The 20,692-nt window shown below is 72.9% G+C and carries 21 protein-coding genes; 15 read left to right on the top strand and 6 right to left on the bottom strand.

Annotated elements, in window-relative coordinates; genetic code table 11:
• Positions 1 to 52 precede the first annotated feature (52 nt).
• The 4 genes from NHG27_RS02355 to NHG27_RS02340 all read right to left on the bottom strand — a co-directional run bounded on the left by NHG27_RS02355 (position 53) and on the right by NHG27_RS02340 (position 3,575).
• The gene (locus NHG27_RS02355; protein ID WP_497014610.1) at positions 53 to 1,000 is read right to left on the bottom strand and encodes a hypothetical protein; all 948 of its coding nucleotides are present in this window, start codon (positions 998 to 1,000) and stop codon (positions 53 to 55) included.
• Positions 997 to 1,263, bottom strand: a complete 267-nt coding sequence (locus NHG27_RS02350) for an acyl-CoA carboxylase epsilon subunit (RefSeq protein ID WP_193719318.1) — start codon at positions 1,261 to 1,263, stop codon at positions 997 to 999. Before NHG27_RS02350 ends, NHG27_RS02355 begins: the two co-directional genes overlap by 4 nt.
• Entirely contained in the window at positions 1,260 to 1,868 is a 609-nt protein-coding gene (locus tag NHG27_RS02345) for a hypothetical protein (RefSeq protein ID WP_227748278.1), read from the bottom strand. The genes NHG27_RS02350 and NHG27_RS02345 overlap by 4 nt, the downstream gene beginning before the upstream one ends.
• An 87-nt stretch (positions 1,869 to 1,955) precedes the next feature.
• Positions 1,956 to 3,575 (bottom strand): acyl-CoA carboxylase subunit beta, encoded by a 1,620-nt coding sequence (locus NHG27_RS02340; protein ID WP_193719317.1) that lies wholly within the window; start codon positions 3,573 to 3,575, stop codon positions 1,956 to 1,958.
• Positions 3,576 to 3,774: 199 nt separating this feature from the next.
• Between NHG27_RS02340 and NHG27_RS02335 the strand changes: the two genes are divergently transcribed.
• Both NHG27_RS02335 and NHG27_RS02330 read left to right on the top strand, forming a co-directional pair.
• A complete protein-coding gene (locus NHG27_RS02335) occupies positions 3,775 to 4,698 on the top strand; it encodes a biotin--[acetyl-CoA-carboxylase] ligase (RefSeq protein WP_497014609.1) in 924 nt (307 codons plus the stop codon).
• A gap of 40 nt (positions 4,699 to 4,738) precedes the next feature.
• Positions 4,739 to 5,890 (top strand): adenylate/guanylate cyclase domain-containing protein, encoded by a 1,152-nt coding sequence (locus NHG27_RS02330; protein ID WP_321575325.1) that lies wholly within the window; start codon positions 4,739 to 4,741, stop codon positions 5,888 to 5,890.
• Positions 5,891 to 5,965: 75 nt separating this feature from the next.
• Here the strand turns inward: NHG27_RS02330 and NHG27_RS02325 are convergent, their stop codons facing one another.
• A complete protein-coding gene (locus NHG27_RS02325) occupies positions 5,966 to 6,709 on the bottom strand; it encodes an SOS response-associated peptidase (protein WP_193719315.1) in 744 nt (247 codons plus the stop codon).
• 267 nt (positions 6,710 to 6,976) lie between these two features.
• Between NHG27_RS02325 and NHG27_RS02320 the strand changes: the two genes are divergently transcribed.
• Positions 6,977 to 8,260: a multidrug effflux MFS transporter gene (locus NHG27_RS02320; RefSeq protein ID WP_321575324.1), complete on the top strand. Its 1,284-nt coding sequence runs from the start codon at positions 6,977 to 6,979 to the stop codon at positions 8,258 to 8,260.
• 101 nt (positions 8,261 to 8,361) lie between these two features.
• A complete protein-coding gene (locus NHG27_RS02315; RefSeq protein ID WP_497014608.1) occupies positions 8,362 to 9,705 on the top strand; it encodes an LCP family protein in 1,344 nt (447 codons plus the stop codon).
• Positions 9,706 to 9,722: 17 nt separating this feature from the next.
• Here NHG27_RS02315 and NHG27_RS02310 read toward each other — a convergent pair whose 3' ends face one another.
• The gene (locus NHG27_RS02310) at positions 9,723 to 11,087 is read right to left on the bottom strand and encodes a pyridoxal phosphate-dependent aminotransferase (RefSeq protein ID WP_497014607.1); all 1,365 of its coding nucleotides are present in this window, start codon (positions 11,085 to 11,087) and stop codon (positions 9,723 to 9,725) included.
• A gap of 276 nt (positions 11,088 to 11,363) precedes the next feature.
• On the opposite strand from NHG27_RS02310, the gene NHG27_RS02305 reads away from it, so the two are divergent.
• The 11 genes from NHG27_RS02305 to ftsE all read left to right on the top strand — a co-directional run bounded on the left by NHG27_RS02305 (position 11,364) and on the right by ftsE (position 20,692).
• On the top strand, positions 11,364 to 12,611 hold the full coding sequence (locus NHG27_RS02305; RefSeq protein ID WP_497014606.1) for a TadA family conjugal transfer-associated ATPase: 1,248 nt from the start codon (positions 11,364 to 11,366) through the stop codon (positions 12,609 to 12,611).
• Between the two features lies 1 nt (position 12,612).
• Positions 12,613 to 13,473: a type II secretion system F family protein gene (locus NHG27_RS02300; RefSeq protein WP_193719311.1), complete on the top strand. Its 861-nt coding sequence runs from the start codon at positions 12,613 to 12,615 to the stop codon at positions 13,471 to 13,473.
• Positions 13,470 to 14,420, top strand: a complete 951-nt coding sequence (locus tag NHG27_RS02295) for a type II secretion system F family protein (RefSeq protein WP_497014605.1) — start codon at positions 13,470 to 13,472, stop codon at positions 14,418 to 14,420. Before NHG27_RS02300 ends, NHG27_RS02295 begins: the two co-directional genes overlap by 4 nt.
• Before the next feature lie 131 nt (positions 14,421 to 14,551).
• Positions 14,552 to 14,749, top strand: a complete 198-nt coding sequence (locus NHG27_RS02290; RefSeq protein ID WP_193719310.1) for a hypothetical protein — start codon at positions 14,552 to 14,554, stop codon at positions 14,747 to 14,749.
• 71 nt (positions 14,750 to 14,820) lie between these two features.
• The gene (locus NHG27_RS02285) at positions 14,821 to 15,168 is read left to right on the top strand and encodes a TadE/TadG family type IV pilus assembly protein (protein ID WP_321575322.1); all 348 of its coding nucleotides are present in this window, start codon (positions 14,821 to 14,823) and stop codon (positions 15,166 to 15,168) included.
• A gap of 167 nt (positions 15,169 to 15,335) precedes the next feature.
• Entirely contained in the window at positions 15,336 to 15,746 is a 411-nt protein-coding gene (locus NHG27_RS02280) for a pilus assembly protein (protein WP_321575321.1), read from the top strand.
• 74 nt (positions 15,747 to 15,820) lie between these two features.
• The gene (locus NHG27_RS02275) at positions 15,821 to 16,246 is read left to right on the top strand and encodes a pilus assembly protein TadG-related protein (RefSeq protein WP_193719307.1); all 426 of its coding nucleotides are present in this window, start codon (positions 15,821 to 15,823) and stop codon (positions 16,244 to 16,246) included.
• Between the two features lie 170 nt (positions 16,247 to 16,416).
• Entirely contained in the window at positions 16,417 to 17,073 is a 657-nt protein-coding gene (locus NHG27_RS02270; protein WP_193719306.1) for a hypothetical protein, read from the top strand.
• A 114-nt stretch (positions 17,074 to 17,187) separates the two neighbouring features.
• Positions 17,188 to 18,471 carry a hypothetical protein gene (locus NHG27_RS02265; RefSeq protein ID WP_497014604.1) on the top strand — a complete coding sequence of 428 codons (1,284 nt, stop codon included), beginning with the start codon at positions 17,188 to 17,190 and terminating at the stop codon, positions 18,469 to 18,471.
• A gap of 72 nt (positions 18,472 to 18,543) precedes the next feature.
• Positions 18,544 to 19,656, top strand: coding sequence for a peptide chain release factor 2 (gene prfB, locus NHG27_RS02260; protein WP_193719304.1), 1,113 nt, complete (start codon positions 18,544 to 18,546; stop codon positions 19,654 to 19,656).
• 181 nt (positions 19,657 to 19,837) lie between these two features.
• Positions 19,838 to 20,692, top strand: coding sequence for a cell division ATP-binding protein FtsE (gene ftsE, locus NHG27_RS02255; RefSeq protein WP_193719303.1), 855 nt, complete (start codon positions 19,838 to 19,840; stop codon positions 20,690 to 20,692).

Raw genomic sequence — 20,692 nt, 5'->3', positions numbered from 1 at the left:
AGAGGTTACTGCGTGGTACCCGCAGCGCCAGGACCGTCGTCCGTGAGGGGGATCAGTCCTGGCGCAGGAGTCGTTCCGCCAGGTCGAGGACTCGTGCCGGGTCGAGCGTGTCCAGCGGGACGGGGTGGCCGCCGTCGGGTCCGATGAGCGCCACCTCGTCGTTGTCCTCGAAGACGAGGACCGACCGCGGGGCACCCGGGAGGGAGAGGTCGACGCGCACGGTCCGCCACGCATCCGTGGGCGCGACCACCTCGGCGGCCAGACGTGGGTGCTCGGTCCCCGCTCGGCCGAGGTCCAGCAGGAACTCCTGGTGGTCGACCGGTGGTGGTTCGGACGCGGCGCCGTGGTCCGCCTCGGAGCCGGCGGCCACGGCGGGCGCCGGACCGTCGGCGTGAGGGCTCATCGCCGCGAGCAGGTCGTCGGCCCAGTCGCGCTGGTAGCGCACGAGCACGACGCGCGGTCGGCCGTCCGTGCCCTGCGGGTACCAGACGGCCACGGGGTCTCCCGAGCGCGGCCCGGCGGTCCCCGCGGGGACCGTCACCGTGAACGGTGCCCGCACGGGGAAGTAGTCGACCGAGAACGTGAGCCGGCCGCTCAGGGGCGTGGCGCCGTCGGGCAGGACGCCCGGCCCCGTCGGATCGACCTCGTCGACGAGCACCGAGCCCGTGGCGCGCTCGGCCGCCGAGACCAGGGCGTCGCGTGCGCGGGTCTCACGTTGTGCGTCGCGGTCGTCGAGGTAGCGCGCGAGCGCGAGGACCGCGACGAGCAGGAGCAGGACGGTCAGGACGCCCAGCACCGCGGCAGGCAGGGGCCAGCCCTGCGACGGGGCGAGCTGCTGGTAGGCGACGAGCGCGACCGTCGGGACGGTCGGGACGATCCACGCCCACCGGCGCCAGCCCGTCCGCGGGGCCAGCGGGGGCAGCGTGTCCGGGGTGAGGGGGCGTTCGACGTCCGCGGGGTCGTCGGCGAGCTCGAGCAGGACGGTCGTGGTCTGGCTCATGACTGCAGGCTCCACCGCCACGCGTCGGCGTTGTGCCGGCCCGAGCGTCCGCCGAAGCTCTTGGCCGTCGCACCCGCGCCGGTGCCGCGCAGGCCGCGCGAGCGGTTGGTCCACTCGGGCAGGGGCGCCTCGTCGTCGGGCACGTGCGACGCCGCCGCGGCGGCCGCGAGACCCGCGACGAGCGCAGCGACCTCGAGGTCGTCGGGCGCGCCGCGCACCACGCGCAGCTCCCGGCCCGACGACGCAGCCCCGGTCCCGCTCACAGGGCACCGCCCGTGGGGTCGTCGCCCGCGTCGCCGTACCCCTCGAAGTCTGCCGCCTCACCGCGCGACGCGGCCCACTCGGGGACGTCGAAGCCCGACTCGACGAGCGCGGCCACGACCTGCTCGCCCGCGTTGTCGAGGAAGTCGATCACGGCGTCGAGCGACGTGTCGGGCGTCCGGCCCGGGCCCACGACGAAGCCCAGGTAGAACGGCTCGGCGACCTCGGGGGCGGGTGGTGCGTCGGCGTCTGCCCCCGCACCGAGCTCCTCGTCGGAGGCCCACACGAGCGAGCTCAGGTCCGGGTGCATCCCGAGCGAGCCGTGCAGTGCATCGTAGAGCTGGGCGTTGAGCGAGCCGATCGCGGCCTCGAGCGCGAGGACGCGCGGGTCCTCGTCGGCCTCCGAGGCGCCGAACTCGGCCCGCACCCCGACGGCCGTGCCGACGTACTCGTGCAGGGCAGCGGCCAGGGCGTCGACGGCCGCGTGCATCGGGGCCTCGTCGACCGGGCCGAGGGGCTCGGTGCCGTGCGAGGCGGCGTCGTGCCCGTTGTCGGGGTGCTCGTGGCCGTGGCCTGCGTGGTCGTCGCCGTGCTGCTCGTCGGGCATGTCGTCCTCGCGGTGGGTCTCGTCGTTCGGTGGTCGTTCGGTGGTGGTGCCGGGGCCAGGGCCGGTGGCGGCCCGGGCGTCATGGCGTCACAACGGGATGTTGCCGTGCTTCTTGGGGGGCAGGCTCGCACGCTTGGTGCGCAGGGCACGCAGGGCGCGCACGACCTGCACGCGGGTCTCCGACGGGCGGATGACCGCGTCGACGTAGCCGCGCTCGGCCGCGTCCCAGGGGTTCACGATGGCCTCCTCGTACTCGGCGACCAGGCGGGCCCGCTCGGCGTCCACGTCGAGCCCCTGGTCGGCTGCGGCCTTCAGGGCCCCGCGCTGGAGGATGTTGACCGCGCCGCCCGCACCCATGACCGCGATCTGGGCCGTGGGCCACGCGAGGTTGACGTCCGCGCCGAGCTGCTTGGAGCCCATGACGATGTACGCGCCACCGTACGCCTTGCGCGTGATGAGCGTGACGAGCGGGACAGTGGCCTCGGCGTACGCGTAGATGAGCTTGGCGCCGCGGCGGATGATGCCCTGGTGCTCCTGGTCGACGCCCGGCAGGAAGCCCGGGACGTCCACGAGGGTCAGGACGGGGATGTTGAACGCGTCGCACGTGCGCACGAACCGCGCGGCCTTCTCGGCGGCGTCGATGTCGAGGGTGCCCGCCATCGCGAGGGGCTGGTTGGCGACGACGCCGACCGACTGGCCCTCGACGTGCCCGAACCCGATCAGCACGTTCTTGGCGAACAGCGGCTGGACCTCCAGGAAGTCGCCCCCGTCCAGGACGTGCTCGATCACGGTGCGCATGTCGTACGGCTGCGAGTCCGAGTCGGGGACCAGCGCGTCGAGCGCGAGGTCCTCGTCGGTGACCTCGAGCTCGGTGTCCTCGGGCGGGAAGCTCGGGGCGTCCGAGAGGTTGTTCTGCGGCAGGTAGCCGATGAGGTGGCGGACGTAGTCGATCGCGTCGTCCTCGTCGGTGCCCATGTAGTGCGCGACGCCCGAACGCTCGTTGTGCGTGCGGGCCCCGCCCAGCTCCTCGAAGCCCACGTCCTCGCCCGTGACCGCGCGGATCACGTCGGGGCCCGTGATGAACATGTTCGACGTCTGGTCGGCCATGACGATGAAGTCGGTGAGCGCGGGGGAGTACACCGCGCCGCCCGCGCTCGGGCCGAGGATGAGCGAGATCTGCGGGATCACGCCCGAGGCGGCGACGTTGCGGCGGAAGATCTCCGCGAACTGCGTCAGGCCCGCGACCCCTTCCTGGATGCGCGCGCCCCCGCCGTCCGAGATCCCGATCAGCGGGACGCCCGTGCGCAGCGCGAGGTCCTGGACCTTGGTGATCTTCTGGCCGTGCACCTCGCCGAGGCTCCCGCCGAAGACCGTGAAGTCCTGCGAGTAGATGCAGACCTGGCGCCCGTCGACCGTCCCGTGCCCCACGACCACGCCGTCGCCCGCGAGGCGCTTCTTCTCGAGCCCGAAGTTGACCGAGCGGTGCTTGGCGAACGCGTCGAGCTCGACGAAGCTGCCCTCGTCCAGGAGCGCCTCGATGCGCTCGCGGGCCGTCTTCTTGTTCCGGGCGTGCTGCTTGGTGCGAGCGGCCTCCTCGGGGACCACCGACGCCTCGGCGCGACGACGGTCGAGGTCGGCGAGCTTCGCCGCGGTGCCGATGAGCTGACCGGTGGGGGCCGGGGTGGTGCCGGCGACAGGTTCGTTCACGCAGCCGAGCCTAGTTGGTGGGTGGCGCCAAGAGGGTGCGAGGGATCGCACCGGCGTCGGCGCGGACGTTGGAGGGTTCCGACAAACGTGGCGTGGGTGGTGTGCGGCGGGCCCCGCGGGCCCGTGCGCACGCACCTGGGTGCACGGCGCGTCGTGGCCCCGCTGCCGCGGGCGGGGTGCGCCCGGGCATGATGGGGGCATGACGACCGCCGACCACCCTGCGCTGCGCCCCGGCTTCCTGCGGGACCTGCTCGTCGCCCCGCACGGCCCGCTCGCCCGGCTCGAGGTCGTCGAGGAGTCGACCTCGACGAACACCGAGCTCGCTGCGGCCGTGGCCGCCGACCCGCAGGCCTGGCCCGCGCCCGCGCTGCTCGTGGCCGAGCACCAGGTCGCCGGACGAGGTCGGGCGGGGCGCGGCTGGGAGACGCCCGCGCGGACCGCGCTGACGGGGTCGCTCCTGGTGCGCCCCGAGGTGCCGCGCGAGCGCCTGAGCTGGCTGCCGCTGCTCGCGGGCCTCGCGACGGTCCGGTGCCTGCGCGCGACCGCGGGCGTGGAGGCCGTGGTCAAGTGGCCCAACGACGTCCTGGTCCCGGCGCCGGGTGCGGACGAGGGGGCCGCCGTCGAGCAGGCGGGGTGGGGCACGTACCGCAAGGTCGCGGGCATCCTGTGCGAGCTCCTGCCCGACGGCGGGGCGATCGTGGGCGTCGGGCTCAACGTCCTGCAGAACGAGAGGGAGCTCCCGGTCGCCACGGCCACGTCGCTTGCCCTGGTCGGGGCGGCCACGACGGACCGGGAGGTGCTGCTGACCGCGCTCGAGGAGTCGTTCGCGCAGATCCTCGGCCGGTGGCAGGACGCGGCCGGTGATGCGGCGGAGGCCGGACTCGTCGAGGAGTGCGTCGAGGTCAGCGCGACGCTCGGGGCGCACGTGCGGGTCGACCTCACCGGCGGGGGCCGGGTCACGGGCGAGGCCTGCGGGTTCGGGGCGGACGGCTCGCTCCTCGTGCGCGCGGCGGACGGCACGACGCACGTGCTGCACAGCGGCGACGTGCACCACCTGCGCCTGCGCGACGGCGCCCCCGCCGCGACGGGCCCGACGTCGGGCAGCGAGGTCCCGGCGGGCTGAGCGCGACGGATCGTCAGGACCGCTGCTCTAGGATCAGGGTGTGACGCACGACATCCCCGAAACAGCCGAAGCGACCACCGAGACGTCCGAGGCGGCGGGGGAGAGCCGGCCGGAAGGCCGAGCAGCAGGGACCGGGCTGTCCGAGCTCTCGGCCACCGACAACCCCGCGTCCCCCTCCGCACCCACGACCGTCGAGGCCGACCTGGACGAGGCGCTCCTGGGCGGTCCCCGGGCGCTCACGGTCGACGGGCTCGCCGAACGGGCCGGCCTCACCGAGCGGCAGGTGCGCTCCTACTGGCAGGCCCTCGGGCTGCCCATCACCGAGGAGCAGGAGCAGATGTTCACCGAGGACGACGCGGTCGCCCTCGAGGAGATCTACTCGGTGGCGGAGCGCGAGAAGTTCGACGACCGGTCGCTCACGACGCTCATCCGGTCCATGGGGCACACGACCGAGCGGCTCGTGCTCTGGCAGGTCGAGGCGCTCGTCGAGCACATGACCACACGGTTCGGCCTCGACGACACGAGCGCGCGGCTGCTCGTCCTCGACCGGCTCCCGGACCTCGCACCCGTCCTGGAGACCCAGCTGCGCCACGCCTGGCGGCGCCAGCTCGCGGCCGTCGCCGCGCGGTTCACGGTCGAGTTCTCCGAGGCGCGCGCCGGGGACGTCCCGGACGCCGGGGCGCTGCCGCTGCCGCGAGCCGTGGGGTTCGCGGACATCGTGTCGTTCACCAAGCGCACGGCCGGGCTGGGGTCGAGCGAGCTCGCGGAGTTCGTGCAGCTGTTCGAGACGAGAGCCCGCGACATCATCACCGCTGCGGGCGGCCGGGTCGTCAAGACGATCGGCGACGCGGTCCTCTACGTCGCCGACGACGTCGCGACGGGGGCGAAGGTCGCGCTGGGGCTCGCGGGCGAGGGCGAACGCGCCGGCGGCGGGGTCGAGGTGCCGCCGGTCCGGGTGAGCCTGGTCTGGGGGCGCGTGCTGTCGCGGTTCGGCGACGTGTTCGGCCCGTCCGTGAACCTCGCCGCCCGGCTCACCGAGATCGCCGAGCCCACGACCGTGCTCATGGACCGCGAGACCGCGGCCCTGCTCGCGGGCGACACGCGCTTCGCGCTCACGGCGCAGCCCGAACGTGAGGTCCACGGGCTCGGGGTGATCGAGCCCGTGCGCCTCCAGTGGGCCTACAAGGGCTGAGGGAGACCGGAGCCGCGGCGCTCGCCGTTCCTGGGCGCCCGTCCGTCCTGGACGGGGGCCGGCCCTGGACGGGCGTCAGAGCGCGCGCACGAGCTCCGGTCCGTTGTTCGCGACGCTGTTGACGAGCGGCGCGACCTCCTGGGCCTCCATGCGGACCTCGGGGGCGACCAGGAGCCCGGCCGCCTCGTCCTTGCCGACCGCAGGGTCGAGCCACGCGTCCCACCGGTCCGGGGCGAGCGTGAGCGGCATGCGGTCGTGGATCGAGGCGAGCGCCGGTGCCGCGTCGGTCGTGATGATCGTCGTCGAGACGAGCCAGCGGGTGGGATCGTCGTCGGCCTTGGCGGGGTCCCGCCAGAACTCGTAGAGGCCCGCGAAGGCCGCGACCGTCGGCCCGTCCGGGTGGATGAAGAACGGCTGCTTGGTCACCGTGGGCCTGCGGGCGGTGGATCCCGGGGCAGGGGGAGTCTCGATACGGCGCCACTCGTAGTACCCGTCGGCCGGCACCAGGCAGCGCCGGGCCGCGAACGGCTTGGCGAACGCGGGCTTGTCCAGGAGGGACTCGGCGCGCGCGTTGATCATGCGCGCCCCGACGCCCGGGTCCTTGGCCCAGCTCGGCACGAGGCCCCAGCGGGCCACGCGCAGCGACCGCCGGACCTCGCCCGTGTCCTTGGCCGCGCGCTCGACCACGATCCGCACGGGGTCGGTCGGGGCGACGTTCCACGAGGGCGGCAGGAGGCGCGCGTCGTCGGCGAGGTCCGCGATCGCGAACTCGTCGGCGAGGTCCTGGGCGTCCCGGAAGGAGGCGTAGCGTCCGCACATGTCTCCCAGGATGCCCCGTGCCACCCACGCCGTGCGCGCCCGCACACGATCCGCGGCGCCAGGTTCGGCGCCCGGTGCCGCTTGGCCGCCGCCGGTCGGCGCTGGCAGCCGCTGCCGCCGGCCGCGGGTGGGCGCCGCTGGGCGCCGCCGGCCGCTGACTGAACGGCGAGGGGCGGGGCGCGGGCCGAGCTGCGGCGTCGGGCACGTCACGAAACCTGGGGCCGAATCCGGGGGTCGGTGGTCCGTCGAATCGTTATGATCGAACCCATGGAGACACCCCCGGCAGGAACTGCACCCACCCCGCCGGCCCCCCGCTCCACCCCGGAACCCGTTGCCACGAACGGACGCCCCGGCCGGTCGACCGTCAAGTGGGTCCTGCTGCTCGGCGCGCTCGCGACGCTCCCGGCGTTCACGGTGGACATGTACCTGCCGCTCCTGCCGGACGTCGCGACGGACCTCGGGACCAGCCCCGCCATGGCGCAGCTCACCCTCGCGGGGATGCTCGTCGGCGGCGCCTTCGGCCAGCTCGTGATCGGGCCGCTGTCCGACCGCTACGGCCGACGGGCGCCCGTGATCATCGGGCTCTCTCTCCACGTCGTCACGTCGATCCTCTGCGCGGTCGTGCCCGGCATCGGGTGGCTCGTCGCGCTGCGGGTGCTGCAGGGCTTCTTCAACGCCTCGGCCCAGGTCGTCTCGATCGCGGTCATCCGCGACCGGTTCACCGGCTCGGACGCCGCCCGCATCCTGTCCCGCCTGATGCTCGTGATCGGGCTCGCGCCCCTCCTCGCCCCCTCGTTCGGGTCGCTCATCGCCTCGCACGGGACGTGGCGCTGGGTGTTCTGGGTCCTCGCCGTGCTCGGGGCCCTGCTCGCACTGATCGTGCTGCGCTTCATGCCCGAGACCCTCGAGACCGAGCGCCGCCAGACCGGCGGGGTCGGCAGCGTCTTCCGCGGCTACGGCGCGCTCCTCAAGGACCGGCACTTCCTCGCCCTGGCCGTGCTGCCCGGGCTCGGCATGGCCGTCCTCATGAGCTACGTCGTCGGCTCGCCGTTCGTGCTGCAGGAGGGCTACGGGCTCACGCACCAGCAGTTCGCGGTGCTCTTCGCCGTCAACGGGATCGGCCTGGTGATCTCCGCACAGGTCAACGCCTCGCTGGTGCGCAGGGTCGCCCCCATCCGGATCCTGCGCACGGCCCTGGTGCTCCAGGGCGTGTTCGCCGTGGGGCTGCTCGTCGTCGCGCTCACGGGCGCCGGTGGCCTGATCGGGCTCCTGGTCGCGCTGTGGCTCACCCTCGCGCTCCAGGGCCTCATCCCGGCCAACGCGTCGGCGCTCGCGCTGACCCGTCACGGCGAGCGGGCGGGCACCGCGGCCGCGGTCATCGGGGCGTTCCAGGCCGGCGTCGCCGGTCTCGTGAGCCCGCTCGTCGGTGTGCTCGGCGGCGACGAGATCGCGATGAGCGCCGTCATGCTGGGGGCAGTCGTGGCGTCCCTGCTCGTGCTCGGGCTGGCGACACCCGCCTTCCGCAAGGGTGGCTGGCACATGCCGGCGTGACCCGGTCCTCGGCCAGGAATCACCCCGGTTCGTCAGGACATTTCACAGTTCCTTTGCACGACGCGAAGCCTGCACCCCTGTGGTGGGCCTAGGCTCATCCCATGCCCAGCCCGAAGACCGCCCCGAAGAGCGGCCCTCATCACGCGCGCTCGCAACGCTCGCACGCGGTGTCCCGCGTCGTCGGAATGGTGGCGACGGCCGGACTCGCCTTCGTCGGGACGGGCGCCGTGGCGACGTACGCGGACATGCAGAACTCGCTCGAAGTGAGCGACGTCTCGGGCCTCGTCGCAGGGGGGGCGGCCGAGCCCCGGGACCCTGACGACCCGTTCGCGGGCAAGGCCCTCAACATCCTCGTCATGGGCACGGACTACCGCGACGCGGAGAACGCCGCGATCGCGGGCGAGGAAGACGGCATGCGCTCGGACACGACGTTCGTCGTGCACGTCTCGGGCGACCGCAGCCGCATGGAGGTCGTCTCGATCCCGCGCGACTCGCTCGTCGACATCCCCTCGTGCAACCTGGCCGACGGCTCGACCACGGAGCCGCGCAGGGGCGCGATGTTCAACGAGGCCTTCCAGATCGGCGCGGGGAACGACGAGAACATGATCGGTGCCGCGGCCTGCACCATCACGACCGTCCAGTCGCTCACCGGCCTGGAGATCACCGACCACGTCGTGGTGAAGATGAACGGCGTCGTGAACGTCGTCAACGCGCTGGGCGGCGTGCGGATGTGCCTGCCGGAGGCCATGAAGGAGAACCCGAGGTACGGGACCCTCGACCTCCCCGCGGGGGAGACCACCCTGACGGGCGACCAGGCGATCAGCTACCTGCGGGCCCGCCACGGCAAGGGCATGGGGCTCGAGATGGGCAGCGACCTGACGCGCATCCCGCGCCAGCAGGCCTTCATCGACTCGATGCTGCGCGAGGTCCTGTCGAAGAACGTCATCACCAACGCGCCGCAGCTCTACGCCACGATCAAGGCCGTGCTCGGATCGGTGAGCGCGAGCCCGTCCCTGGCCGGCCTCGACTCCCTCGCCGGCCTCGCGTTCTCCCTCAAGGACATCGACACCAACGAGATCGTCTTCACCGAGCTGCCCGTGGTCCAGGCGCCGTCCAACAAGAACCGTGTCGTGTGGACCAAGGACGCCCAGGCGATCTGGGACCGCATGGCCGCCGACGAGGCGCCGCCCGGCCACGAGAAGGCACCCGCCGACCCGCGCGACGACGCCACGACCCCGAACACCGGTGGCGACACGGCGACCGGTGGCGACACGGGCGCTGCCACCGGTGGCGACACCGGCACGGCGACCGGTGGCGACACGACGGGTGCAGCGACCGGAGGGGACACCGGCGCCGCGACGGGCGAGACCGGCACCGGGACCGAGACCCCGGCCACACCGGTCGAGCAGGACGCGCCCCGCCTGCCCGGCGTCTGCGAGACCTGATCGTCGAGGTCCTGCGCTCACGTCGAGCGCAGGGCCCCCAACCGCCGCACGGCGTCACGCAGCACGTCCTCGCGCTTGACGAACGTGAAGCGGACCCGCGACGCCAGGGCGAGCGCCGCCGTCGGGCCGGACGCCTCGTCCGTGCCGGGCGCACGGCAGAACGCGCTCACCGGGACGGCCACGACCCCCGCGAGCCCGGGCAGCCGGCGGCACAGCTCGACGCCGTCGTCGAAGCCCAGCGGGGCGCCGTCCGCGACCACGAAGTACGTACCGCGCGGCACGACGACCTCGAAGCCCGCCGACACGAGCCCCTCGCACAGCAGGTCGCGCCGGGTCGCGAGCGACGCGGCCAGGGCCCGTGGCGCCTCGTCGTCGGCCAGGGCCTGGGCGATCGCGGGCTGGAACGGTGAACCCGACGTGTACGTCAGGAACTGCTTGACCGTCCGCACCGCCTCCACGAGGTGCGCGGGACCGTGCAGCCAGCCGACCTTCCACCCCGTGAACGAGAAGGTCTTGCCCGCCGACGAGATGGTGATCGTCCGCTCGGCCATGCCCGGCAAGGACGCGACGGGCACGTGCACCGCGTCGTCGTACACGAGGTGCTCGTAGACCTCGTCCGTCACGACGATCGCGTCGACCGCGCGGGCCGCGTCCGCGACCACCTGCAGCTCGGCGCGCGTCAGGACGGTCCCGGTCGGGTTGTGCGGCGTGTTGACCAGGACCAGCCGCGTCCGCGGCCCGACGGCGGCACGCACCTGGGCAGGGTCGAGGCGGAACCCGTCCGGGGTCGGGTGGAGCGGCACGGTCACGTGCGTGGCCCCCGCGAGCGCGATGCACGCCGCGTGCGAGTCGTAGAAGGGCTCCAGGGTCACGACCTCGTCCCCCGGCCCGGCGAGCGCCAGGATCGTCGCGGCGAGCGCCTCGGTCGCGCCCGTCGTGACGAGGACCTCGGTGTCCGGGTCCACGTCCAGGCCGTAGCGCCGACGCTGGTGGTCCGCGACCGCGCGGCGCAGCTCGGGGATGCCCGTGCCGGGCGGGTACTGGTTGTGCCCGTGCTCGATCGCGCGGATCGCGGCCGCCTTGATCGCGTGCGGGCCGTCCACGTCCGGGAAGCCCTGGCCCAGGTTGATCGCGCCCGTGCACGCCGCGAGGTTCGTCATCTCCGCGAAGATCGTCGACGCGACCGTGCCGTCGGGACGCAGCAGGCCCGTCGCGGCGGCTGCGGTGCGCCAGCGGCCGGGCACCTGGGGACGGGGCGCCTGGTGCGGCTGGGCGTCGCGCGGCTGGGCGCGGCGCGGCTGGGCCTGGCGCGGCGCGTCCGACAGGTCCTGCTGCTGCGGGTCCTGGGGCCGATCGTCGCTGGCGGGGGTGGTCGAGGACATGCGACGACCCTATGCCGGGTGCCGGGTGCCGGGTGCCGGGTGCCGGGTGCCGGGTGCCGGGTACGGCAGGCCGCCGCCTGCGGCCGACGACGACACTGACCACATCCCGGACACGTGCCCGAGGCCGAACCGCGGGATCCTGCGGATCGGCCGAACTTTTCCACAGGATGCGTGCGCGCCCCGGCGGTCGTGCCCTAGTCTCGGCGCGCAGCCACCCCGCCGGGTGGTCGTGCTGCGCGGGGGGCGCGCAGGGACGCAGGGGAGCGTGGCGCGACGATGAGCACCGCAGGAGTGGCGATCCTCGAGGGCGAGGTCCGCGAGCTGATCCGCCGTCGAGGCGTCGATCCCCTGCGGGACAAGCCCGGCATCGACCGGCTCGTCGCCGACGCCCTGGCCGACTACGACACCCGGTCCGCCCTCGGCGCCGTCCCACCGCTCGCCGACGTCCCGGGCGCGGTGCGCGCGGTCCTCGACGCGGTCGCCGGGCTCGGCCCCCTCCAGAAGTACCTCGACGACCCGGAGGTCGAGGAGGTGTGGATCAACTCGCCCGCCCAGGTCTTCGTCGCCCGGGGAGGGGACGCCGAGCTCACGTCCACCATCCTCACGACCGCCCAGGTGCGCGACCTCGTCGAGCAGATGCTCAAGTCCTCGGGTCGGCGCCTCGATCTCTCGAGCCCGTTCGTCGACGCGGCCCTGCCCGGGGGCGAACGCCTGCACGTGGTCATCCCGGACGTCACCCGCGAGCACTTCGCCGTGAACATCCGCAAGCACGTGGTGCGGGCCTCGCACCTGGAGCACCTGGTCAGGCTCGGATCCTTGACGCCGCACGCCGCGGCGTTCCTGCACGCCGCGGTCCAGGCGGGCCTCAACGTCCTCGTGGCGGGTGCCACCCAGGCGGGCAAGACGACCATGCTCAACGCCCTCGCCGGATCGATCCCACCGAACCAGAGGGTCATCACGTGCGAGGAGGTGTTCGAGCTGCGTTTCGCGGTGCGGGACCTCGTCTCGATGCAGTGCCGCCAGCCCAGCCTGGAGGGCACGGGCGAGATCCCGCTGCGACGCCTCGTCAAGGAGGCTCTGCGCATGCGTCCGGACCGGATCGTCATCGGTGAGGTACGGGAGGCGGAGGCCTTCGACCTGCTCATCGCTCTGAACGCGGGGGTTCCAGGCATGTGCACGATCCACGCCAACTCCGCCCGCGAGGCGGTCTCGAAGATGTGCACCCTGCCGTTGCTCGCGGGGGAGAACGTCTCCGACCGCTTCGTGGTCCCGACGGTGGCGGGTGCCGTGGACGTGGTCGTCCACCTGGGCGTGACCGTGGACGGTCGGCGAGAGGTCCGGGAGATCGTCGGGGTCCCCGGCCGGGTGGAGCAGGGGGTGGTCGAGGTCTCGGACCTCTTCCACCGGGCCGCCGGTGCCCTCGTACGGGGCGACGGGTTCCCACCGGCCGGCGACCGGTTCGCTCGGGCCGGCATCGACCTCGCCGCGCTGATGGCGGGTCCACGAGCCGGCGAGGCGGGCTGAGATGGGCGTCGCGGCGGGCCTGCTGCTCGGGGTCGGAGCGTTCTGCGTCTGGTGGTCCTGGTGGGAACCGGGTCCGCGTGCACCTCGTCGGACCGACGGGTGGTCGGCGAGGACGCAGGACCTCCTGGTGCTCGCAGGCGTCCCCTCGCTGACGCCCCGCGCGCTGGTCACCGCGAGCACGGTGCTCGGAGCGCTGGTCCTCCTGGTCACGCTCGCGCTCACCCGGGCCCTGCCGGTGGCCGCGTGCTTCGCATCGATGGCCGCTGCGCTGCCCACCGCGCTCGTGCGTTCGCGGGCCCGGCGCCGACGTGTGAGCCTGCGCGACGTGTGGCCAGAGGTCGTCGACCACCTGGCGTCCGGGGTGCGCGCAGGTCTCTCGCTGCCGGAGGCGGTGGGGCAGCTCGGGGAGCGGGGACCGGTCGAGCTGCGCGAGCCGTTCAGCAGGTTCGCGCAGGACTTCCGTGCGAGCGGGCGCTTCGGTGACTGCCTCGACGCCTTGAAGGCACGGTTGGCGGACCCTGTCGCGGACAGGATCGTCGAGTCGTTGCGCATGACGAGGGAGGTGGGCGGCACGGACCTCGGCAGGCTGCTGAGGACGCTCGCGACGTTCCTGCGCGAGGACGCGAGGACGCGGGGCGAGCTCGAGGCGCGACAGTCGTGGACCGTGAACGGCGCGCGTCTCGCTGCGGCGGGGCCGTGGGTGGTCCTCGCGCTGCTCGCCACCAGGCCTGAGACGGCGCAGGCCTACAACTCTCTCCAGGGCGCCGTGGTGCTGGGCTGCGGTGCGCTCACGTCCGTCGTCGCCTACCAGATCATGCGCCGGATCGGGCGACTGCCCGAGGAAGTGCGGGTGCTGCGGTGAGCGGCGCCGGGCCGAGCCTGCTCGAGTGGCTCGGGGCCGTCGCGGGGGCGATGTTCGCGTGGGGGGTCCTGGTCGTCGTCGGTCGCCTCGCGGCGAGGAGGGCTCGTCTCGACGAGCGCGTCGGCCCGTACCTGCGGGTGCTCGGGACGACGTCGGCGCTGCTCGAGGAGTCGACGGCGCGTCCCACGTTCCCGACCCTCGACCGCCTCGTCGGTCCGTGGCTCACGGAGGTCGGGAGGACCCTCGAGAGGTTCGGCTCGACGCGTCCGGCTCTCCGCCGTCGGCTCGACCAGGCAGGACGTACCGAGAGCGTCGACCAGTTCCGCGCGCAGCAGGTGGTCTGGGCCGTGCTGGGACTCGTCGGAGGCGTGCTCGTCGCCCTGCTCCTGGCCACGACCCGCGGGTCGTCACCCGTCGCCCTGGTGGCGCTCGTCGCGTTCTGCGGTCTGGGAGGCTTCCTCGGCTGCGACCACCTGCTCTCACGGCAGGTCACCCGTCGCGAGGAGCGGATGCTCATGGAGTTCCCCACGATCGCGGAGCTGCTCGCCCTGTCGGTCGGCGCCGGGGAGGGTCCTGTCGCAGCGATGGAGCGTGTCGCGGCCATGGCGCGGGGCGAGATGTCGAGAGAGCTGTCGACGACGCTCTCGATGGTCCGTTCGGGCGCGCCCCTGGCCCGCGCGCTCGAGGGGCTCGCGGACCGGACGTCGTTGGCCAGCCTCACGCGTTTCGCCGAGGGCGTCGCGGTGGCCGTCGAGCGGGGTACCCCGCTCGCGGAGGTGCTTCGTGCCCAGGCGCAGGACGTGCGGGAGGCGAGCCGACGCTCCCTCATGGAATCGGGAGGACGCAAGGAGGTGCTCATGATGATTCCCGTGGTCTTCCTGATCCTCCCGGTGACGGTCGTGTTCGCGATCTTCCCGTCGATCACGACGCTGCAGGTCGGCCTCTGACCGGGCGGACGCCGAGCGGAGGGCCGGGTAAGGACCGCCTGCTGCGCACAAGAAGCCCCGCCCGCGAACGGCGGACGGACGACCTGGACCACCGACGCGTCGAACGACGCGGCCGACCGACGAGGAGCATGATGACGAGACACCTGACGACCTGGATCGAGCGCGGCCGACGCCGCCTCGTCGCGAACGGAGCCGAGCGGGGGGACGTCCCGGGCTGGGTCCTGGTGACCCTGATGACGGCCGGGCTGGTCATCGCGCTGTGGGCCGTCGCGGGCCCCGCGCTGACCTCGACCTTCACGAACGCCATCAAGAGCGTCGGCGGTCCGTGACGAACCGGCCGCCACGCCGTGCCCCGGTCTGCGGCTCTGCGCCCCCCGAGCGGGAGGAGGGCTCGGCGGTCGTGGACTTCGTGCTCGTCTCGGTGCTGCTGCTCGTGCTGTTCCTCGGCATCCTCCAGGTCGTCCTCGCGGTCCACGTCCGGGCGGTCGTGATCGACAGCGCGGCCGAGGGGGCCCGGGTCGCGGGTCGGGCGGGCGGGGACCCGGCGGACGGGGTGGCGCGCACCCGCGCGCTGATCGACGCCTCGCTCTCCAAGCGCTTCTCGCAGGACGTCACGGCGCGGGAGATCGATCACGAGGGTGTGCGTGTCATCGAGGTGACCGTGACGACACCGCTCCCCGTGGTCGGCCTGCTGGGCCCGGCCGGGGTCGTCACGGTGGAGGGCCACGCGCTGAAGGAGGAGCGGTGAACGGCGCCGTGGGGACGATGTCCCTTCGCCCGTGCGCCTCGCGGCGGGGGCGCACCGCACCTGAGGCGCCCAGGATCTCGGGTCTCCGGGGGGTGCGCGCGGCGCACGCCAGGGCCGCCCGGCGGTTGACCGGACGCCGTCGCGGGAGGGAGGAGGGGAACGCGATCGTGGAGTTCCTCGGGGCCGCGCTCATCCTCCTCCTGCCGGTGATGTACCTCGCGCTGACGCTCGGCCGGATCCAGGCGGCGATGTTCGCCGTCGAGGGCGCGGCCAAGGAGTCGGGCCGGGCGTTCGTGACGGCGGACTCCGTCGCGCAGGGGGAGGCGCGTGCGGGGATCGCGGTCTCGTTGGCCCTGGACGACCAAGGGTTCGCCGATGTCCGTCCGGCTGACGTGCTGACCATCTCGTGCTCCAGCACACGGTGCCTCGCCCCGGGGTCCGAGGTCACGACGGTCGTCCGCTACGAGGTCCCCCTGCCGTTCGTCCCTCCTGCGGTCCGCACGTGGGTGCCCTTGGCGGTCCCGGTCGAGGCGGTCCACGTGTCGCCCGTCGACGTCTACGCGGGGGTGCGCTCGTGAGGCTCCTCCGCGGCCGGGACCTGCGGTCGGGCAGCGTGGGAGCCTCCCGAGCAGCGGGGGAGAGCGGGCAGATCATGCTCCTCACCAGTGCCTTCGTCGCGTTCGCGCTCCTTCTCGTGACGGTCGTGGTCTCGGCGACCGGGGTCCATCTCGATCGCAAGCGCCTGTTCGACGTCGCCGACGCGGCCGCCCTCGATGCCGCGGACTCGATGGGGCAGGACACGTTCTACGAGGGCGGGATGGCCGACCCTGAGCGGGAGGCGGTGCTCGTGCTGAGCGACGTCGAGGTGCGGGCCTCGGTCGAGTCGTTCGTGGCCGCGCACCCCGAGATGCTGGACGGCTTGCACGGTGTCACCATCGTCGAGGCGTCGACGCCGGACGGGCGGACCGCCGAGGTCCGCCTCGCCGGATGGTCTCGGCCCGTCCTCGTCAGCTGGGTCACGCAGGCGTGGTCCGAGGGCATCGTCGTGCAGGCCCGGGCGAGCGCGCGCGCCTGGTGAGCGGAGCGGGTGGCCGACGCGTCGTCGCGACCGGTGGACCACCCCGTGATCGGCCGCCCGATCGTTCACTTTGTTAACAAAAAATGCACCTTTTGCCTGGTGGCTGCGAAAACTTACACTTCGCCGCTATGGTGATCCGGTCCGACACCCCTCCAACGACGGAGACTTACATGAACGTACGTGCAAAGAAGCAGTGGATCGCGGGCGGAGCCCTCGGGGCGATGCTCCTGGGGTCCGTGGCGATGGCCTCTGCAGCCACCGCCGACGAGGTGACCCACGGTGAGGAGGACGTCCAGATCGAGGTCGCCGTCACGCCGGTGGGGGCGCTCACGCTCAACGTCGCCAACCCGTCCGTGACCCTCGGCGAGTCGACGAGCCCCGAGATCTGGGCTGCAGGGAACCGTGAGTTCACGGGCGTCCTCGACGGCGTCAGCGTCAGCGACGACCGCAACGACGTGGCCGACGGCGCGGGCTGGGCCGTCACGGGCCAGGTCAGCGACTTCACCGCGGCGGGCCTGCCCGACATCACCCACGACCACCTGGGCTGGGTCCCCGAGCTGGCGAACCCGGTCCCCGGGGACTTCAACGTCTCGCCCGGCCTGCCGGTCGCCGGCGAGCTCCAGGAGGTCCCGGACGAGCCGGGCCCCGGTGGCAGCTGGCTCGAGGGCGGCATCCAGGTGGGTGACCTCCTGGTCTCGGCCGGTGACTCGGCCGAGGCGAACGGCCAGTCCTTCGGCGTCAAGGCCGGGCTGAACCTCACCGTCCCGAAGAACACGCCCTCGGGTGCGTACGCGTCGACGCTGACGCTCACGCTCATGGAGGGCTGACAGTTCTCCGTGACCTCGTGTCATGGACGGAGACGTTGCAGGGCCGGCGGAACCCCGTCGGCCCTGTAGCGTCTCCGGAGCAGGGTGCCCGTTCGAGGTGGATCGGAAGTCGCGGTGAGCAAGGACATGAAGAAGGCACGTGAGTCGGGCGGTCGGCCGCCCGGCAGGTTGCGTCGAGGGCTCGCGGGGGTGGGCGCCCTGACGCTCGCGCTCCTGGGTGCGGTCGGCACGGCGCACGCGGGCGAGCAGGATCCGGGGGACATCCGGTTCTCGGTCAGCACCGCCTCTCCCGAGGGGCCCGACGACCGCCGGATCTTCGACTTCGTCGCGGAGCCGGGGGCGCAGATCCAGGACCAGGTCGCCGTCTCCAACCACGGGGCCGTCCCCGTGACGTTCGCGATGGTGACGAACGACGGCATCTTCACGCCCATGGGCAACTTCGACATCCGGACCTCCGACCAGGAACCGCAGGACTCCGGTGGCTGGTTCGAGGTCCAGCCGACCGTCGACGTCCCGGCGGGGGAGACCGTGGTCGTGCCCTTCACCATCACCGTGCCGGAGAACGTGACACCGGGCGACCATCCTGCCGGGATCGTCGCGACGGTCACGACCGCTTCCTCGGCGGCAGGTCCTGGGGTCGGGGTCGAGAGCAGGGTGGGGGTGCGGGTCAACCTGCGGGTACCCGGGGAGGTGGTCCCCTCGATCGCGCTCGACCGGGTGACGGCCACCTACACGCCCTCGTGGAACCCGTTCGCCCCGGGAGACGTCCGGGTCGCCTACGAGGTGACCAACGACGGCAACCTGACGGTCGGCGCCGAGCAGTCGGTCCGCTCGTCCGGCGTCTTCGGGATCGGCGACACGACGGTCGACCGGGGCGTCGAGGGCGTGGAGGAGCTGATCCCGGGAACCTCACGCACGACGACCGTCACGGTCGCCGGCATCTGGCCCGTCGGCCCTGTGACGACCGAGGTCGTCGTCACGCCGACGCCCGTCTCGACGGACACGACGGCAGGCGCCACCGACGTCCCGACGGCGGACCTCGCGCCGGTGGTCGTGTCGGTCACGACGTGGGCGATCCCGTGGGTCCACCTGCTCCTCGTCGCCGTGGCGGTGCTCGTCGTGCTCGGGGTCCGGGACAACCGCAAGCGCAGGAAGCAGCGCCTCGAGGCTCTCCTGGCGAAGGCGCGCGCCGAGGGGCTCGCGGCGGCAACCGCGCGTCCCGCCCCCGCAGCGGCCCCGACGGCGCCCACGACCGCGCCCACGACCGCGGCCTCGCCGGCCGGCACCGGGGCCGCCGAGCCTGATCCGGCGGCGGTCGTCGATCCCGCTCCCGCAGCGGTCGCCGCGACCGGCGGCGACGTCCCGGACGGGCCCCGGGCGGCGTCGTCGGGCGGCTGACGGCCCACCGGACGAACCTCGGACGCAGGACGGGACCGTGCGGTCCGTCCGCGTCGCGTAACCTTGAGGACCGTGGCCACCATCGACTTCCCGCACGAGATCCGCGCTCTCCGTTCGACCCTCGCGACCATCAGCGCCGTGAGCGACCCGGACGCCCTGCGCGTCCAGATCGCCGAGCTGTCGGACAAGGCGTCGGCGCCGGACCTCTGGGACGACCCGGACGCGGCCCAGAAGGTCACGACCGCGCTGTCGCAGACCCAGTCCGAGCTCGACCGCATCACGAGCATGAGCGACCGGATCGACGACCTCGAGACGCTGGTCGAGATGGCCACGGAGGACAACGGCGACGCCGAGACCCTCGCCGAGGCGGCCTCCGAGCTCGAGCAGATCCGCAAGGACCTGGGGGTGCTCGAGGTCAAGACCCTGCTCTCGGGCGAGTACGACGCGCGCGAGGCGGTCGTGACCATCCGCGCGGGCGCGGGCGGCGTCGACGCGGCCGACTTCGCGGAGATGCTCATGCGCATGTACCTGCGCTGGGCCGAGCGCCACGGCTACCCGACGCAGGTCCTCGACACGTCCTACGCCGAGGAGGCGGGGCTCAAGTCGGCGACGTTCGAGGTCAAGGCGCCGTACGCCTTCGGGCACCTGTCGGTCGAGGCCGGCACGCACCGCCTGGTGCGCATCTCGCCGTTCGACAACCAGGGGCGCCGCCAGACGTCGTTCGCCGCGGTCGAGGTCATCCCGCTCATCGAGCAGACGGACTCGGTCGAGATCCCGGAGTCGGAGATCAAGGTCGACGTGTTCCGGTCGTCGGGCCCCGGCGGCCAGTCCGTCAACACGACCGACTCGGCCGTGCGCATGACGCACATCCCCACGGGGATCGTCGTGTCGATGCAGAACGAGAAGTCGCAGATCCAGAACCGTGCGGCCGCCCTGCGCGTGCTCCAGTCGCGCCTGCTCCTGCAGCGTCAGGCCGAGGAGAGCGCGGCGAAGAAGGCCATGGCCGGTGACATCAAGGCCAGCTGGGGCGACCAGATGCGCTCGTACGTCCTGCACCCGTACCAGATGGTCAAGGACCTGCGCACGGAGTACGAGGTCGGCAACACCTCGGGTGTCTTCGACGGCGACATCGACGGGTTCATCGAGGCCGGGATCCGGTGGCGTCGCAGCGCTGACCAGGCCTGACGGCGCCTCCGGGGACTGCGTTCCCCGGCGGTCACGGGTCCCGGGGTGAATCGGTCGACCGGCACGTCCGATCCGGCCGCACCCGGCGTGTCAGCGGGGTCAGGAGTTTCGGACGTGCCTACTCTCGTGGGCGACCAGCGAACGATTTTCGCTTCCCCCAACGAGAGACTGGTCAAGCCTTGTGATCCGTTTTGAGAACGTCTCGAAGGTCTACGCCCGTGGCGCCAGACCTGCCCTGAACGGCATGTCCGCCGAGATCGAGCGTGGCGAGTTCGTCTTCCTCGTCGGCGCGTCCGGTTCCGGGAAGTCGACCTGCCTGCGCCTCGCGCTGCGCGAGGAGCGGCCCACCCAGGGCAAGGTCTTCGTGGCAGGCCGTGACCTGTCGACCCTGTCGAGCTGGAAGGTACCGTCGCTGCGGCGACAGATCGGTGTGGTCTTCCAGGACTTCCGGCTGCTGCAGAACAAGACGGTCTTCGAGAACGTCGCGTTCGCGCTCCAGGTCACGGGCAAGCCACGCCACATGATCGCCGTGACGGTCCCCGAGGTCCTCGAGACGGTCGGTCTGCAGGGCAAGGAGAAGAGGCGCCCGCACGAGCTCTCGGGCGGTGAGCAGCAGCGCGTCGCGATCGCGCGCGCGTTCGTCAACCGACCGTCGATCCTCCTCGCGGACGAGCCCACGGGAAACCTCGACCCGAACACCTCGCTCGGGATCATGAACCTGCTGTCGCGGATCAACGCCACGGGGACCACGGTCGTCATGGCCACGCACGACTCGGGGTTCGTCAACCAGATGCGCCAGCGGGTCATCGAGCTCTCGAACGGCGTCGTGCTCCGCGACCAGAAGGACGGCGTCTACGGTGCGGGGGTCCCGATGCCCGACGACGACGCTCTCCGTGAGCCGTCGGGTCACCTCGCGGAACGGCCGTGGTCGCCGCCGGTCGAGGTTCGGCCGGTGCCGGCTCTCGAGTCGCCGGCGCACGCCCAGGGCGTCACCGGCACGGTGCGGGTGCAGCCGTCGAGCCAGGGGGAGTGGTAG

It is taken from the genome of Oerskovia sp. 140933 (assembly GCF_059651515.1).
This window is presented reverse-complemented; position numbering and strand designations above follow the sequence as displayed.